Source organism: Amycolatopsis sp. NPDC088138, from assembly GCF_044741685.1.
Lineage (GTDB): Bacteria > Actinomycetota > Actinomycetes > Mycobacteriales > Pseudonocardiaceae > Amycolatopsis.
Window position 1 is genome coordinate 1 of sequence record NZ_JBIUTB010000002.1, and the last position, 14,949, is coordinate 14,949.

General features: G+C 70.8%; 17 protein-coding genes. 4 read left to right on the forward strand and 13 right to left on the reverse strand.

Annotated features, from left to right (window positions below):
- The first annotated feature begins 136 nt into the window (after positions 1-136).
- Positions 137-904, forward strand: coding sequence for an ABC transporter permease (locus ACIOD2_RS07415; protein ID WP_400535440.1), 768 nt, complete (start codon positions 137-139; stop codon positions 902-904).
- Positions 901-1,968, forward strand: a complete 1,068-nt coding sequence (locus ACIOD2_RS07420) for a sulfate/molybdate ABC transporter ATP-binding protein (RefSeq protein WP_400535442.1) — start codon at positions 901-903, stop codon at positions 1,966-1,968. Before ACIOD2_RS07415 ends, ACIOD2_RS07420 begins: the two co-directional genes overlap by 4 nt.
- A gap of 9 nt (positions 1,969-1,977) precedes the next feature.
- On the opposite strand, the gene ACIOD2_RS07425 is transcribed toward ACIOD2_RS07420, so the two are convergent.
- Positions 1,978-3,759: a multicopper oxidase family protein gene (locus ACIOD2_RS07425; protein WP_400535443.1), complete on the reverse strand. Its 1,782-nt coding sequence runs from the start codon at positions 3,757-3,759 to the stop codon at positions 1,978-1,980.
- A gap of 193 nt (positions 3,760-3,952) precedes the next feature.
- Between ACIOD2_RS07425 and ACIOD2_RS07430 the strand changes: the two genes are divergently transcribed.
- Both ACIOD2_RS07430 and ACIOD2_RS07435 read left to right on the forward strand, forming a co-directional pair.
- Positions 3,953-4,747, forward strand: coding sequence for an HAD-IIA family hydrolase (locus tag ACIOD2_RS07430; RefSeq protein WP_323324225.1), 795 nt, complete (start codon positions 3,953-3,955; stop codon positions 4,745-4,747).
- A gap of 37 nt (positions 4,748-4,784) precedes the next feature.
- Entirely contained in the window at positions 4,785-5,585 is an 801-nt protein-coding gene (locus tag ACIOD2_RS07435) for a metallophosphoesterase (RefSeq protein WP_400535445.1), read from the forward strand.
- Here ACIOD2_RS07435 and ACIOD2_RS07440 read toward each other — a convergent pair whose 3' ends face one another.
- The 12 genes from ACIOD2_RS07440 to ACIOD2_RS07495 form a co-directional block, all read right to left on the reverse strand.
- Positions 5,586-5,960 carry a YccF domain-containing protein gene (locus ACIOD2_RS07440; RefSeq protein WP_400535447.1) on the reverse strand — a complete coding sequence of 125 codons (375 nt, stop codon included), beginning with the start codon at positions 5,958-5,960 and terminating at the stop codon, positions 5,586-5,588. It lies immediately after the preceding gene.
- Positions 5,960-6,721 carry a PhzF family phenazine biosynthesis protein gene (locus ACIOD2_RS07445; RefSeq protein WP_400535449.1) on the reverse strand — a complete coding sequence of 254 codons (762 nt, stop codon included), beginning with the start codon at positions 6,719-6,721 and terminating at the stop codon, positions 5,960-5,962. The genes ACIOD2_RS07440 and ACIOD2_RS07445 overlap by 1 nt, the downstream gene beginning before the upstream one ends.
- A 76-nt stretch (positions 6,722-6,797) precedes the next feature.
- A complete protein-coding gene (locus tag ACIOD2_RS07450; protein ID WP_400535451.1) occupies positions 6,798-8,267 on the reverse strand; it encodes a hypothetical protein in 1,470 nt (489 codons plus the stop codon).
- Positions 8,268-8,269: 2 nt separating this feature from the next.
- Positions 8,270-8,752 carry a hypothetical protein gene (locus ACIOD2_RS07455; protein WP_400535453.1) on the reverse strand — a complete coding sequence of 161 codons (483 nt, stop codon included), beginning with the start codon at positions 8,750-8,752 and terminating at the stop codon, positions 8,270-8,272.
- Positions 8,753-8,879: 127 nt separating this feature from the next.
- A complete protein-coding gene (locus tag ACIOD2_RS07460) occupies positions 8,880-9,443 on the reverse strand; it encodes a DUF3558 family protein (protein ID WP_400535455.1) in 564 nt (187 codons plus the stop codon).
- A 46-nt stretch (positions 9,444-9,489) separates the two neighbouring features.
- Positions 9,490-10,212: an ESX secretion-associated protein EspG gene (locus ACIOD2_RS07465; RefSeq protein ID WP_400535457.1), complete on the reverse strand. Its 723-nt coding sequence runs from the start codon at positions 10,210-10,212 to the stop codon at positions 9,490-9,492.
- Between the two features lie 33 nt (positions 10,213-10,245).
- Positions 10,246-11,493: a hypothetical protein gene (locus tag ACIOD2_RS07470; protein WP_400535459.1), complete on the reverse strand. Its 1,248-nt coding sequence runs from the start codon at positions 11,491-11,493 to the stop codon at positions 10,246-10,248.
- On the reverse strand, positions 11,490-11,933 hold the full coding sequence (locus ACIOD2_RS07475; protein WP_400535461.1) for a hypothetical protein: 444 nt from the start codon (positions 11,931-11,933) through the stop codon (positions 11,490-11,492). The genes ACIOD2_RS07470 and ACIOD2_RS07475 overlap by 4 nt, the downstream gene beginning before the upstream one ends.
- Positions 11,930-12,505 carry a 4Fe-4S single cluster domain-containing protein gene (locus tag ACIOD2_RS07480; RefSeq protein ID WP_400535462.1) on the reverse strand — a complete coding sequence of 192 codons (576 nt, stop codon included), beginning with the start codon at positions 12,503-12,505 and terminating at the stop codon, positions 11,930-11,932. Before ACIOD2_RS07480 ends, ACIOD2_RS07475 begins: the two co-directional genes overlap by 4 nt.
- A complete protein-coding gene (locus ACIOD2_RS07485) occupies positions 12,493-12,696 on the reverse strand; it encodes a DUF2997 domain-containing protein (protein ID WP_400535464.1) in 204 nt (67 codons plus the stop codon). Before ACIOD2_RS07485 ends, ACIOD2_RS07480 begins: the two co-directional genes overlap by 13 nt.
- A gap of 8 nt (positions 12,697-12,704) precedes the next feature.
- Entirely contained in the window at positions 12,705-14,330 is a 1,626-nt protein-coding gene (locus ACIOD2_RS07490; RefSeq protein ID WP_400535466.1) for an AAA family ATPase, read from the reverse strand.
- An 84-nt stretch (positions 14,331-14,414) separates the two neighbouring features.
- A complete protein-coding gene (locus tag ACIOD2_RS07495; protein ID WP_400535467.1) occupies positions 14,415-14,876 on the reverse strand; it encodes a VOC family protein in 462 nt (153 codons plus the stop codon).
- Between the last annotated feature and the right edge of the window lie 73 nt (positions 14,877-14,949).

Sequence of the window (14,949 nt, forward strand, 5' to 3'; positions counted from 1 at the left end):
TATTTTTTGTCCTTCTGGTGCGTGGCTTGGCTGGAAAACCCTTGTTTACCATTGGGGGTTTCGGGCCTTGGGGGTTACCCGCCCCGGGGGGGCCGGGCGGGGCCCCCCCCGGCCCGGCCGTTCGCGGGTTCCGTGGGTGCTCGCCGTGCCCGCCACGCTCGCGCTGGCGCTGGTCGTGCTCCCCGTCGTCGGGCTGCTGGTGCGCTCCGACCTCACGCGCTTCCCCTCGCTGATCGTCACGCCGTCGTCGCTGCACGCGCTGCGGCTGTCGCTGATCACCGCCGCGCTGTCCACTGTGGCCTGCGTGCTGCTCGGGGTACCGCTGGCCGTGGTGCTCGCCCGAGCCCGGTTCGCCGGCGTCCGCCTGCTTCGCTCGATCGTGCTGCTGCCGCTGGTGCTGCCGCCCGTCGTCGGCGGGCTCGCGCTGCTCTACCTGCTCGGCCGCAAGGGCTTCCTCGGCATGCTGATCACCACGCTGACCGGGGAGTCGGTGCCGTTCACCACGGGCGCGGTGGTCATCGCGCAGACGTTCGTCGCGATGCCGTTCCTCGTGGTCAGCCTCGAAGGAGCGCTGCGCGGCTCCGGCGACCGCTTCGAACAGGTCGCCGCGACGCTCGGCGCGCGGCCCTGGACCGTCTTCCGCCGGGTCACGCTGCCGCTGCTGCTGCCCGCGCTCGGCTCCGGCGTCGTCCTCAGCTTCGCCCGCGCGCTCGGCGAGTTCGGCGCGACGATCACCTTCGCCGGCAGCCTCGAGGACGTCACGCGCACGCTGCCGCTCGAGGTCTACACGCAGGCCGAAGTGGACGTCGACAGCGCGGTGGCGCTCGCCCTGCTGCTCATCATCGTGGCGGTCGTCGTGATCGCCGTCGCGCGCCCGCGCTCGTGGGAAGGCGGCCTGCGATGAGCCTGGCCGCCCGGATCGACGTCGTCCGCGGCTCGTTCGAGCTCTCGGTGGACCTCGACGTGCCCACCGGGACGGTGCTGGCGCTGCTGGGCCCGAACGGCTCCGGCAAGTCGACGGTGCTGGGCTGCCTGGCCGGGCTGGTCGCGCCCCGGTCCGCGGAGATCACCGTGGCCGGCCGCTCGCTGGCCGAGCTGGCGCCGCACCGGCGGGGCATCGGCCTGCTCTCGCAGGACGCCCTGCTCTTCCCGCATCTGTCCGCAGTGGACAACGTCGCCTTCTCACCCCGCTCGACCGGCGCCGGCCGCCGCGCCGCCCGCGACCTCGCCTACTTCTGGCTGGCCGAAGTGGACGCCGTCGAGCTCGCCGACCGGCGGCCCGGCCAGCTGTCCGGCGGGCAGGCCCAGCGCGTCGCGATCGCCAGGGCGCTCGCTGCCCAGCCCGACCTCCTGCTGCTCGACGAGCCGTTCGCCGCTCTCGACGTCGACGCCGCGCCCGCGATCCGCGGCCTGCTGCGGCGGGTCCTGAAGACCGGGCCGACGACCGTCCTGGTCACCCACGACCCGCTCGACGCGCTCGCGCTCGCCGACCACGTCGCGGTGATGAACGACGGCCGCGTCGTCGAACGCGGCCCGACCCGTGACGTGCTGTCCGCCCCGCGAACGGCGTTCACCGCGCGGATCGCCGGCCTCAACCTGGTCGCCGGCACAGCGGTCGAGGATGGCCTGCGGACACCTTCGGGCGACGTCGTTTCCGGCATCCCGGCGTCCGATGTGGTCCAGGGCGAGCCGGCGGTCGCGGTGTTCCCGCCGAACGCCGTCGCCGTCTACCCCCACGACGGTGAGCACCGGGGGAGCCCGCGCAACACGGCCGACGCCGTCGTCGCGGCCCTGGAGCCGCACGGGCCGGTGATCCGCGTCCGGGCCGAGGCCGGCGGTTGGGCGCACGGCCTCACCGCCGACCTCACCCCGGCCGCCGTCGCCGAGCTCGCGCTGGAACCCGGCTCGGCGGTGACGCTGTCGGTGAAGGCCGCGACCGTGAGCGTGCACCCGGCCGCGACCTCCTGAGCCTGCCGCTCAGCCGTCGTGGTGGTGGCCGCCACCGGGGTGGACATGGAACTTCGCCACCTCCGGCGGGTGCACGACGAACGGCCGCATCATGCCTTCGTCCTCGTGGTCGAGGATGTGGCAGTGGTACATGAACTGGCCGGTGCCACCGCCGAACTGCCCGGCCACGCTCACCCACTGGCCGGGGTTCACGATGATCGTGTCCTTCCAGCCCTCCTCGTACTTCTCCAGCGCGACGTCGGTGAACCCGGTGAGCGGCGCGGTCGTGCGCGCCGACGCCTGGTCGAACGTCGTGGTGAAGGCCCGGCGGAAGAGCGCCTGGAACTCCGTCAGGTGGATGTGGATCGGGTGCGCCGGCCCGCCGTTCGCGACGTGCAGGATGTTCCACACCGCCCACCGGTCGTGGTCGATGAAGATGCCGGTGGTGTCGTCGAAGATCTTCCCGATCATCCGGAACGTCCGCAGCGGCCCGGCCGGGTCCTGCAGCTGGATGATCCCCGCACCACCGGGGTCGGGGGTGTCCAGCTCCTCGAGGTCCCACATCTCCGGGTGGCCCTCGGTGTTGAGCAGGAGCGCGACCCAGACGTGGTCGTGGTCCTCCGGCAGCGTCGAGCCGTGCACCAGCCGCCGGTAGGACGTCGAGATCTTCTCCGGCAGCCGGAACGGGTCGTGCTTCGCGCGGGCGTCGACGCGGAACTCCATCAGGTCCGGCTCGACCGTGCCGAGCCGCGGGTCGGCGTTGCGCAGCTTGAGCTTGCGGCCCTTGAAGCGGCTGAAGTCGATCAGGACGTCGAAGCGCTCGGCCGGGGCGACGGTCAGGCCGCCGGCGGGCAGCGCCGCGGGCGCGGGCAGCAGGCCGCCGTCGGTGCCGATCAGGCGGACGGCGTCGTTCACCGGCTGGTTGTCCTCGTCGACCAGGTTCAGCGTGTAGAACCGCGAGTTGGCCGCGTTGAGCAGCCGGAAGCGGTACCACCGCGCCTCGACGTCCAGGTGCGGCCAGATCACGCCGTTGACCAGGTTGAACGGGCCGGTGAACGGGATCATCGGCCCGTTCGGCACCACCGGGACCTTGAACAGCAGCTGCCCGGTGAGCGCGCCGGTCGCCGGGTCGGTGTCCAGGTTGCGGTCGGTGATGATGAGCGGGATCTCGTGGTCGCCGTGCGGCAGGTCGAGCGCGTCCTCCTCGTCGTCCCGGATGAGGTACATCCCGGCGAGGCCCGTGTGGACGTTGAAGCGGGTGATCGCCATCGCGTGGTCGTGGTACCAGAGCGGCATCGCGGGCTGGACGTTCTGGTACTCGGTCAGCTGCGAAGTGCCCTTGAGGCCGGCGTTGTGCGCCCAGCCGTCGTTGCCGGCGTTGGTGCGCGCGCCGTGCAGGTGCACCACGGTCCACGACGGCAGGTCGGCGACGCCCTCGATGACCGAGTAGCCCGGGCGGTCCAGCTCCCGGCCCGGGCGGCTGGTCGGCGCGTCCGTCACCGGGCCCTGAACGGCGACGAGCGGAAACTCGCCGTCGATTTCGTTGGACCACGAAATCCGCAGTTGTTTGCCGGTGCGCACTTCGATCGTCGGACCCGGGAAATGGCCCGCGTACGTCCACAACGTGCTCGGCGGCAATTGTGAGTGCAGCCGCTGGTGCTTCACGACCAGCGGAATGGTGATCACGTCGTGGCCCCAGGAATGCGGCCGCAGCGCCGGCGGAACGCGCAGCGGGTCGAGGAACTTGGTGAGTCCCCAGTTCGGCGCGGTGATCGGCCCGGTCGTCGCCGGGCGCTCGATGATTTCGGTCATGCGATTTCTCCCCCTCGCTGTGCGGGGGCAGGACGAATTGCGCCACGACGTTTCCGCCGGCGACGTGCGAAGTAATTCCCCCGAACCCCCTCGTGTGCCGGGCACGCGACTCCCCTCGCGATACCCGCAATTCCCACTGTATCGCTTTTCGGTGAAGAACGCAGGTGTCTCGCGCGCGTGATAGGTTTCGCGCATGGATGAGCGCCGGTGGACGTATCTCTCCGACATGGATGGCGTCCTGGTGAAGGAGGAGCACCTCGTTCCCGGGGCCGACGAGTTCCTCGCCGAGCTGAAGTCGAACGGCATCGACTTCCTGGTGCTGACGAACAACTCGATCTACACCCCGCGCGACCTGCGGGCCCGGCTGGAGCGCACCGGGCTCGACATCCCCGAAGAGGCGATCTGGACCTCGGCGCTGGCGACGGCGAAGTTCCTCTCGTCGCAGCGGCCGAACGGCTCGGCGTACGTCATCGGCGAAGCGGGCCTGACCACGGCGCTGCACGAGGTCGGGTACGTCCTGACCGAGCGCGACCCGGACTACGTCGTCCTCGGCGAGACCCGTACGTACAGCTTCAGCGCCATCACGCGGGCGATCCGGCTGATCGAGGGCGGCGCGAAGTTCATCGCGACCAACCCGGACGCGACCGGCCCGAGCGTCGAGGGCTCGATGCCCGCCACCGGTTCCGTCGCGGCGCTGATCGAGAAGGCCACCGGGCGCTCGCCGTACTACGTCGGCAAGCCGAACCCGCTGATGATGCGCTCGGCGCTGCGCCGATTGGGTGCGCATTCGGAGTCGACGCTGATGATCGGCGACCGGATGGACACCGACGTGCATTCGGGCATCGAAGCCGGCCTGCAGACGATTCTGGTGCTCACCGGCATATCCACCCGGGAGTCGGCCGAACGCTATCCGTATCGGCCGACCCTGGTGATCGACTCCATCGCCGACCTGATCGGGCGAACCGCGGACCCGTTCGGCGAAGGCTGATCGACGTCGAAACGGAAGCAGGGCTTATCGTCAGCGGATGAGCAACTCCACGTACGTTGTCGGCGACGTGCACGGCCACCGGGATGAACTGGCCGATGCTCTGCGCGCCGAGGGGTTGGTGGACGACGAAGACAACTGGTCAGGGGGCGAGGACCAGCTGTGGTTCCTCGGTGACTTCGTCGACCGCGGCCCGGACGGGGTCGGCGCGATCGACCTGGTCATGCAGCTCGAGGAACAGGCGGCCGAGGCCGGCGGCCTGGTGCAGACGCTGCTGGGCAACCACGAGATCCTCGCGCTCGGCATGTACCACTTCGGTGACGAGCCCGTGCCGTCCGACTTCGGCCCGCGCAGCTTCGCCCGCAGCTGGGAGATCAACGGCGGCCTGCTTTCCGACCAGGACCGGCTGACCCCGGAGCACATCGAGTGGCTGGCCGCGCGCCCGCTCGCCGCGCTCGCCGCCGACCACCTGCTCCTGCACTCGGACACCCTGGAGTACCTCGACTGGGGGGATTCGGTCGAGGCGATCAACGAGTCCGCCCGCGAGATCCTCACGGGGTCGGACATCGAGTCGTGGTGGGACGTCTGGCGCCGCATGACGACGCGCTACGCCTTCCGCGGCCCGGAGGGTGAGGAAAACGCCCAGAAGCTGATGGACGCGCTCGGCGGCTCGCGCATCGTCCACGGGCACAGCGTCATCGCGGACCAGCTGGGCATCCACCCGACGCAGATCGAGGGCCCGTTCCTGTACGCCGGGGGCAAGGCGCTGGGTGTCGACGGCGGCCTGTTCGTCGGCGGCCCGTGCCTGGTGGTGCAGCTGCCGTACGAGCCGGAGCCGTGATCAGGGGAGCTCGACGATCTCCTTGCCGAGCGGCATCAGGGACACCGGGATCATCTTGAAGTTCGCCACGCCCAGCGGGATGCCGATGATCGTGACGCACAGCGCGATGCCCGTGAAGACGTGCCCGATCGCCAGCCACAGCCCGGCGAAGAGGAACCAGATCACGTTGCCGATGAAAGACGGGGGGCCCGCGTCACGCCGGTCGACCACCGTGCGGCCGAACGGCCAGAGCGCGTAGCGCGCGATCCGGAACGAGGCGAGCCCGAACGGGATCGTGATGATCAGGATGCAGCAGATCACGCCCGCGACCAGGTAACCCAGCGCCATCCAGAAGCCGCACAGCACGAGCCAGATGATGTTCAGCAGGGTGCGCATCAGACGTGCAGCTCCCCGCTCACGACCGTCACGGCCTGGCCGGACAGGTGGACCCGGTCGCCGTCCTGGCGCGTCCGGACGATCCCGCCGCGCGCCGACGCCTGCTCACCGGTCAGCTCGGTTCGGTTCAGTCGCTCGGACCAGTAGGGCGACAGGATGCAGTGCGCCGAGCCGGTGACGGGGTCTTCGTCGACACCGACACCGGGCCCGAAGAACCGGCTGACGTAGTCGACGCCGTCGACGTCCCCGGCGGCCGTGACGAGCAGTCGGCCCTTCCAGGTGGCCTTCAGCTCGTCGAGACGGGGTTCGAGGGTCCGGACGGCCTTGGCGTCCGGGAGGACGGCGAAGAGGTTGTCGACCCCGCGTCCGGTGCGCTCGATCTCGACGCCGGGGAGGATCGCGGACAGGTCGTCGTCGGTGTCGGCGGGCGGGTCGGAGGGGAAGTCCAGCTCGACCCAGCCGTCGGCGGCTTTCGCGCGCAGCTCACCGCTGAGGGTGGTGTAGACCTGCTCGCCGCCGAGGACGTGCGTGGTGGCGACGGTGGCGTGCCCGCACAAGGCGACCTCGGCCGCCGGAGTGAACCACCGCAACGACTTGGGCCCGTCTCCGGTGGTGACCACGAAGGCGGTCTCGGAGTGCCGCATCTCCGCGGCGACAGCCTGCATCCAGGCGGCGTCGGCGGGCGCGTCGAGGAGCACGACCCCGGCGGAGTTCCCGGCGAAGGCCCGGTCGGTGAAGGCGTCGACGATGAAGAAGCGCATGCTTCCACTGTATCCAGGGCTTTTGTCCTGGTGGTGGTGACGCTTTTCTCGCGGGACCAGGGCAACCCCTTAGGGGTTACGCCTCCCCGATGGTCGGCCGGACGATCTTCTCCCCGTCCGGCCCGCGTTCCGGCTTGAGGTCGAAGAGGTCTTCCTCGAGCTGGATCTTGTTCTTGTGTTCCTTGTCGTCTTCCTTCTTCTTGCCGGCGCCCGCCCCGGCCGCACCGGCACCGCCGGCCTTGCCCTTGGCCGCGGCGGCCGCGGTAGCCCCGCGCTCAAGCCGTTCCCCGGTGCCCTTGGCGCCCGTCTTACCGCCCTCGCCCGCGGTCTCCTTCGGCCCGCCGGTGGCCCCGCCACCGGAAACCCGAGACCCGGCAAAGCCACTACCGGCCCGCCCAACCCCGGACTTGCCGCGCGTGATGTCCCCGCCGGCGCCACCCGCCCCGGGCGCACCGCCCGGAGGAATGGCGAGCCCGTCGGGCCCCATCCGCGGAAAGGCGCTGGGGCTCGGAGCCCCGCGGAAGCCGGTGTTGCCGCCGCCGAAGCCCCCGGCGTTCCCGGTCCCGCTGGCGGTCCCAGGCCCCACGAAGGTGCTCGGCGGCGTAGTCCCCGGGGGCGTGGTGCCGGGGAAGCTGCCGCTGGTCCCGCCAGTGCCGCCGACCCCACTGAAGCCGCCGGTCCCACCGGTTCCGCCGGTGCCGCCTGAGCCGCCGATGGTGGGGGTGCCGGTGAAGCTGGTGCTGCTGGTGCCGTGGAACCCGCTGGCGGTGGTGCCGTCACTGGAGCCCAGCTGAGGAGGCGGCGAGTAGGTGGGCTGAGTGCTGGCGGTCTCGTGGTAGGTGCCGTCGAGACCCTGGAGAACCTGCACGGCCTGCTGGTGCGCGGCATCGGCCTGCTGCTGCTTGGCGGCGACGCCGTTCATGGTCTGCGCCCCGCCGATGAGATCGCCGGCCTGGTACTGCTTGGTCGCCTTGTCGACTTCGGCCTGCTGGTTGAACCCAGTGGGCTCGGGCATGTTCTTCTGCGCGTAGTCGGCGGCGGCCGCCTGCTGGGAATAGCGGTTGGAGCTGAGCTGGGCCGCGTTGGCCGTGTCGGCGGTGTAGGTGGCGGTGTTCTGGAAGAAGCCGTGAGCCTGCGCGGCCCCGGAACCCTGCCACTGCACTTCACTCGAGTTGACGGCGTCGTTCGCGGCGTTGGAGACGTCGGCCAGCCAGTTGCCGAGCTTGTTGGCGACCCGGCCGCGGTCGTCGAGGTCCCCGGGATTCATGTTCTCGTGGACCATGTTGTAGAGGTCTTCGTGACTGCTGGCGGGGTAGTTCTGCCCCGGCGCGGGCGCGTCCCCGCGGGTGGCCCGGTCGTGCAGCAGCTGCTTGCCCTGCTCGACGGAGTACTGCGCAGCCTGGTTCTGCGTCTGCGGCGTGACTCCGTCACGGGCGTCGCCCTGGTCTTCGGCGCCGAAGTGGTGCACGTTCTGCTGCAGCTTCTGCTGCGTCTGGGCGTAGAAGTCACTTTCGTACTGCCGGTGCTCGGCGTGCTCGTGCGCCATGGTCACTCGCTCCCGCGAAGCTTGGCGAAGGTCTGGCTGTGCGCGTCCTCGGTCTCGCTGTAGTTCTTCCGGGCGATCGTGAGGGCCTCTTTGACCTGCTTGAAGCCGTCGATGAGCAGCTCGAGGTTGGGCACGAGCGACTCGGGATCGCCGACCGCGACCTTGACGTTGAAGTTCGCGACTTCCTGGGCGTAAGTGCTGTTGCCCATCTTCGCCGCTTGGCCGAGAGCGAGCAGGTCGGCTTTGATGTCGCTGTAGCCGTCGATGAAGGTGTCACACACCTTTTGATAGCGCTGCAAGCCTTCTTCGTTGATGGCGAACCCGCCGTTCTGGGCGAGTGACTTGAACTGCTGCGCGCCATCGTTGACCCGCTTCGCGCCCGCCGCGTCCACCGGGACGTCGAGGAGGCCGGACAGGAAATTGTTGCCGGCGTCGCCGGCCGGAGGTGTGGGAGGTGGCCCTCCGAACTGGGCTCCCGTGGCCATCGGTCCCTCCCTAGACGCGGCTGCGTAAGATTACCCTCTGTGTCGCACCGCTACTGTAGTAGTGACCGGGCCTCATGTCACTGACTCCGCCACTCCTGTGACGCAGTCACCAAGATCTGATCAGGGCCTACTTCGGCAGCATGGGCTCGAATTTGGTGGCGAGGTCGTTGACGTCCGTGCATGCCTGATCGGTCGTTCCGACACCGAGCGTTACCGCGACGATGGCGCGAGACTTCGGTTTGACCTCCATCTTGACGTCACACTGGCCTTTGGCGCCGATGGGTTCGCGCTCTTGGACGGCAGGGCGGTCGTTGACCGTGCCGGTCGAAGCCTTGCTCGGGTCAGCGATGTTCTCGTTGATCGTCTGACCGGCGTGCAGGGACAGGCTGACCCTGATCGAATCGTCGCCGACCTTTTTCACGGCCGTGCAGGTGCGCGCCGAGTCGGCCGCGGTCGGAACGGCGGCCGGGTAGCCCTGGTCGCGGAGCAACGCGTCAAGTGTCGTGCACGGCTTCATGTCCCCGAACGGGTTGTCCGCGGTCGCGCCGCTGGGGCTGGTCGCGGGTGCGCTGCTCGGCGGTGTGTCCGCGGCCTGCGGGGTGCCCCCGACCTTGCTGTCGCAGGCGCTCAGCGCCAGCGAGAGGGCGGCGAAGGTGATCAGTGCGGCGCGATGGCGAACTGCTCGGGTCACGACGTGAACACTACGGGTAGGCCGCGCCGGGGCGCGAGGATGCAGGTCACCGGCCCGTCGTCTCCGCGATGCGCTCGTGCAGCCACGCCCTCAGGTGACCGCCGTCCGACGGGACGAATCGCAGGCGGGTCTCGTTGCCCGGCAGGTGCTCGGTGAACGTCAGGTACCTACCGCCGTCCGAGTCGAGGAAGGTCACCGTTCCCGCGGGGCGGAGGGGGCCTTGGCCGTGGCGGGTGGACAGCTCGAAGGTGCCGTGGCGGTGCGGGGGCCAGGATGCGTACGGCGCCAGCGCGTCCCGGTCTCGTGTGCTCGGCGCCTGGCCCGCGCGCTGGGTGATCGTCACCGGGGGGAGGGGGACCGGGCCGTAGCCGGGGAGGATCCCGATCAGGGAGTCGACCAGGTGGTCCGGGCGGATCTGGACGAAGTTGATGCCGTCCGGGACCAGCTCCGAGTAGACGCCCAGGCCGTGGCCGATGGTCGCTCGGTAAAGCACCTGCCGTCCGTCCGCCAGCTCTGCCGCCCGGACGATGATCAGGACCTCCGGCTGGGTCCAGGACCTCAGGGTCTGCTCGACCTCGATGTCCAGCTTGTCCGGGCCCGCCAGGCCTCGCGCGCGCAGAGCCTCCCAGGAAGCGGCCGCCAGGCGGTCGTGGTCCTCCAGGGTGTGGCCGGCGCTGCGGATCTCGAACGGGTGCCAGCTCGCCGGGAGACCGGTTCGCCGGACCGCGACGTCGACCTCGTTCAGCCCCAGGGCGAATTCCTCCGGCACAGTGCCGAGCGTAGCGGAACCGGCACCCGGCGCTCAGATGTCCAGCTGCCGCACGCCCGTCTCGCGCTGAGCGATGACGGGCACCTGGCCCGCCGTCGCGCGCTCTCGCAGCCGGACTATCTCGTGTGGCTGCAGGCCCACCGCGACGCCGAACGCCTCCACGTCCGGGAAGCCGCCCTGACGCCGGCGTAGCTCCAGCGCCTCGTTCACCCGCTCGGGAGTCATGCCCGGCAGGTGGGCCAGCTCCGGGCCCGCGGCCGCGTTGACGTCGACTACGGGAACAGGCAGCGGAGCGGAAACAGCAGCAGGCGGGGGCGCCAAAGCCTGAACCGGCGCGTCGGCCGGGATGTACGTCTCGACGATGTCGTTCTGCCGCACGTCGCGCGTCGCCAAGCCGAGGGTGAACACGCCCGTCCCGGCCGCCGTGCGCATCGCGACGCCGCCCCGGGCCACCGACAGGATCCGCAGGTCGGTGGCGACGACTGTGCTGCGCTCGTTGAACGTCGTGCCCACCGGGCGCAGCAGCCGGGCCCTCGTGCCGACCGTCAGCAGGTTGTTCGTCCGCGCGTCCGGGACCTCGACGGCGGCCACGACCGAGCCGTTGCCCAGGTCGGTGACGCCGTGGACGTGCGCCGTGCCCTCCCGGCGTTCGAGGTAGTCCGAAGACGGCTCCTCGTACGCCGTCAGCGCGTCACCCGCCATCGGGGGGACGTCGCACTGGAAGCCGAGCAGCACCGTGCCCAGCTGCCCGGCCGGCAGCTCCGGGAGCGGGCCGGCCGGGCCGAACAGGCCCAGCACCCGCATCGGCTGGCCGACGGGACGTCCACCCCGGAACAGTCCGGTCAACGCCCCGGAGCGCAGCACGCCACGGTCCGCGCGCACCTGCACGTGGAAGCCGGTCAGCTGGTCGTACGCCGGGGCGAGCACCGCGGCGGTACCGAGCGGACGGCTGGTGTCCGGCCCGATCGTGTCGTCGGTGTACAGCTCCAGGGCGTCGCCGGGCCCGAGGTCCGTACGCCCGACGGCGACGAAGACGTCCTTCAGGAACCCGGCGTCGGTCACCGGCTCGACGTCGCTGGAGAAGAACTTCTTCCGCACCATGATCCCGAGGCGCAGGTTGTCCGCGAGGATCCGGTCGGCCCGCTTCAGCCGCGCGCGGGCGCCGCGGACCGCCCGGCCCGCGCTCACCTGGCCGCCCGGCAGCTCGCCGAGGCCGGGCAGGGTGACGCTGGCGTTGAGCGCCTTGCCGAACTCGATCAGCCCGACCCTGACCTCGGTCACGACGTGGCGGCCAGGGTGACGCTGATCGACTGGTCGGCGTTGGTCCGCTCGGACTCGACGCGCATGCCGGACCGGGCCGCGCGCTCCTTCAGCCGCGTGAGCACCGCGCGCTGCACCTCGGCGCCGTACGCCTCGTCGACGGACAGCACGAGCCGCTCGGCCTCGGCGGGGGTCAGGCCGGGGCCGTCGACGTGCGCCACCTGGACGCCGTCCGGGCCGTAGCCGAACGCGATCCGCCGCCCCTCCCACGCGCCGACGACGGTGGTTCCGTCGTCGCTGACCTGGGCGCGCAGCCCGGACAGCGCGCGGGCCAGCAGGTCGCGGTGCCGCATCCGGGTCCGCACGATGACCACCCCGGGCTGCGCCTGCGTGTGCGCGGCGATGGTGGCGGCGTTGAGCTGGGCCAGCGCTTCGCTGCGCAGCTTGAGCGTGACGCTCATCGGTGATCCCCTTCGAGCAGCGCTTCCAGTACTTCGGTGGTGGCGAACCCGTTCAGCTCGATCGCGCCGTCCGGGGCGATCGTCAGTTCCAGGCGGTTCGGGGTGGTGAAGATCGACTCGTCGTACCGGTCGGTCAGGAAGTGGAACCGCTGGTTGACCGAGCCGATCCACGGCCGCGACGTCTCGGGGCGCGAAGCCAGATAAGGCCCGTCCACCAGCAGGTCCGTCGCATCGAGCAGCTCCGACGGTGGCAGCTCCTCCAGGACGCGCCCGGTGAACGTCATCACGGACAGCCCGGCCGAGCGGACCGCGGAAGCGAACGCGCCCAAGGGTTCCGGCTGGTCGAACGGCTCGCCACCGAGCAGCGTGATGCCTTCGATGCCCTCGATCGCCAGGACGCGCGAAACCAGCTCCTGCCAAGGCAAAAGCGTGCCGCCGCGGGTCGTCCACGTCTGCGGGTTGAAGCAGCCCGGGCACCGCACCGAGCAGCCCTGTGTCCACACCGCGCACCGCAGGCCGGGCCCTTCGGCGGCGGTGACGTCGACGATCCGGTGCAGGTTCAGGAGTTCCATAACGTCTGCTGCTGCGAAGCCGTGTTCTCCGCCTGGGCGGACGTGCGCCGGTAGTCCTCGGTGAACTCCGACGTCTCCGTCTCCGCGCCGAGCAGGTCCTCCAGCAGGGGGATGTAGTCGAGGCACTTCGAGCCGGTCACGCCGTGCGTCTCCGCGCTGATCGAGCCGTCCTTGGCGATGGTCACGGTCACCCGGTGCGTCATACGTCGATCGCCCTTCCCCTCGATGGCTCCGGTCGTGGCAGCGGCTCGGGCGAGACGGCCGCGGCGACCGTGTCGTTGTCCGTGGCGGCCACCGCGCGGGTCTCCGCCCACTGCCGGATGGCCAGGATCTCGTCGGCCTGGGTGACCGACAGCGGCACCGTCGACTTCACCGCCCGCACCAGGTCGTCCCGGCGCAGCGGGCGCTTCTCGGCGAACGCGTCGACGAGCCCGGACAGCACGGCCTGCTCGATCTCCGCGCCGCTGTACCCCGCGCTGACGTCGGCGAGCTCGGCGTACAGCGCGTCGTCCACCTTCAGCTCGCTGCGCACGAAGTCGTCCGTGACGCGCTTGTTCAGGTGGATCCGCCAGATCGCGGCGCGCTCCGGCGTCGACGGAAGGTCGACGAAGAAGATCTCGTCGAACCGGCCCTTGCGGAGGAATTCGGGCGGCAGCGAGTCGACCTGGTTCGCCGTCGCCATCACGAACACCGGCGCCGTTTTCTCCTGCATCCAGGACAGGAACGTGCCGAACACACGCCGCGCGGTGCCGCCGTCACCACCGCCGCCCGCGCCGGCGAGGCCCTTCTCGATCTCGTCGACCCACAGCACGCAGGGCGCGATGCCTTCGGCGGTGCGGATGACCGTGCGCATGTTCTTCTCGCTGGAGCCGACCAGCCCGGCGAAGACGCGGCCGAGGTCCAGGCGCAGCAGCGGCAGCCGCCACATGTTCGCGACGCACACCGCGGAGAGGCTCTTGCCGCAGCCGGGGACACCGGACAGCAGCAGGCCCTTCGGCGCGGCCAGGTTGTACGCCGCAGCGGCGGGCGTCCAGGTGCCGGTGCGCTTGGTGAGCCAGCGCTTGAGCCGGTCGAGGCCGCCGACGGCGTCGAACCCGGTCTCGGCCGGGACGATGTCGAGCATCCCGGACCGGCGCACGGCCTGGCGTTTCTCGGCGAGGATCAGCTCCAGGTCGCTGGGGTCGAGGCCGCCGCCCTCGACCAGCGCCCTGGCGAAGGCGTTTTCGGCCTCCGGCAACGTCAGCCCGCGCGCGGCGGCGACGATCATGTCCCGGTCGTCGCGGTCGATGCTGATCCGGACGTGCTGGCGGTGCGCGGCGACCATGCCGTCCAGCAGCTCGCCGATCTGCTGCCGGTCGGGCAGCGGGAACTCGACGACGGTGGCGTCGTGCTCCAGCTCCGGCGGCACGGGCAGCGACGGCGACACCAGGATCAGGCTCAGCGGCACCGGGCGGGTCTTGAACGCGGCCGCGAGCTCACGCAGCCGCCGCACGACCTCCGGGTCGGGCCGGTGCCCGCCCTCGGAAACCAGCGACGGGTGCAGGTCGGCGAAGACGAAGACGGCGGGCTCGCTCCAGCCGTGGACCCGCTCGAGCGCGGCCGACGCGCTGCGGGTGTCGGCGATCGGCGGACCGCCCGCCGGGGCCAGCCCGGTGGTCGACGACCAGACGTAAACGCGGCGCGGGGTGCGCAGCCGGGCACCGTCCTCCGCGACCGCGCGGATCTCCCGCACGACCCGCTGCTCTTCGTGCGTTTCGACGACCAGCAGCGGGTACCGAGCTTGCAGCAACTGGGTCAGCTCGTCGCGAAACCCCTGGCCGGCCATCGATCGCCCCCTCGATTCGGGTCCGGATGCTACCAGCGGCCCGGGCCCGGAGCGGATCATTCGCCGAATCCGTCTACTGTGGACTCACTTGCCGAGCCACGTGCTGCCGAGGTCGGTGTGCGCCGGGTCCATGTCGATCGACGCGGGGTCGTCCGGCAGCCGCGTGTACAGCCGGATCGCCAGGCCGTCCGGGGTGCGCAGGTCGACGAGGTGGCCGGCGAACCCGGCCAGGACGGGCGAGTGCGCCACGCCGGCGGCGTCGAAGTGCCGCACCCAGTCGTCGAGCGCGCCGCGGTCGGCCACGGCGAAGGTGACCGGGTCGTACCCCGTGGTCGCCGCGGCCGCCTCGGGCCACTGGCGGAGTTCGACGGGGACGTCGAGCCCCGGCAACCGCACGATCACCCCGAACAGGACGCCGTCGTGGTCGCGGTGGTCGAAGTCCGGCAGCCGCTGCGCGCCCAGTGCGGTGCGAAACCAGTCGAGTGTCACGGCCAGGTCGGCGGCCGGGAACTTCAGGTGGTGAACGCCGCTGAGGGTCGGGCTCATGTCCTCGAGCGTAGGAGGCGCCGACGTTGGCGCACTGAGCTGGGGTTTCCTAGACTGCGGTCGCAGTCATCGC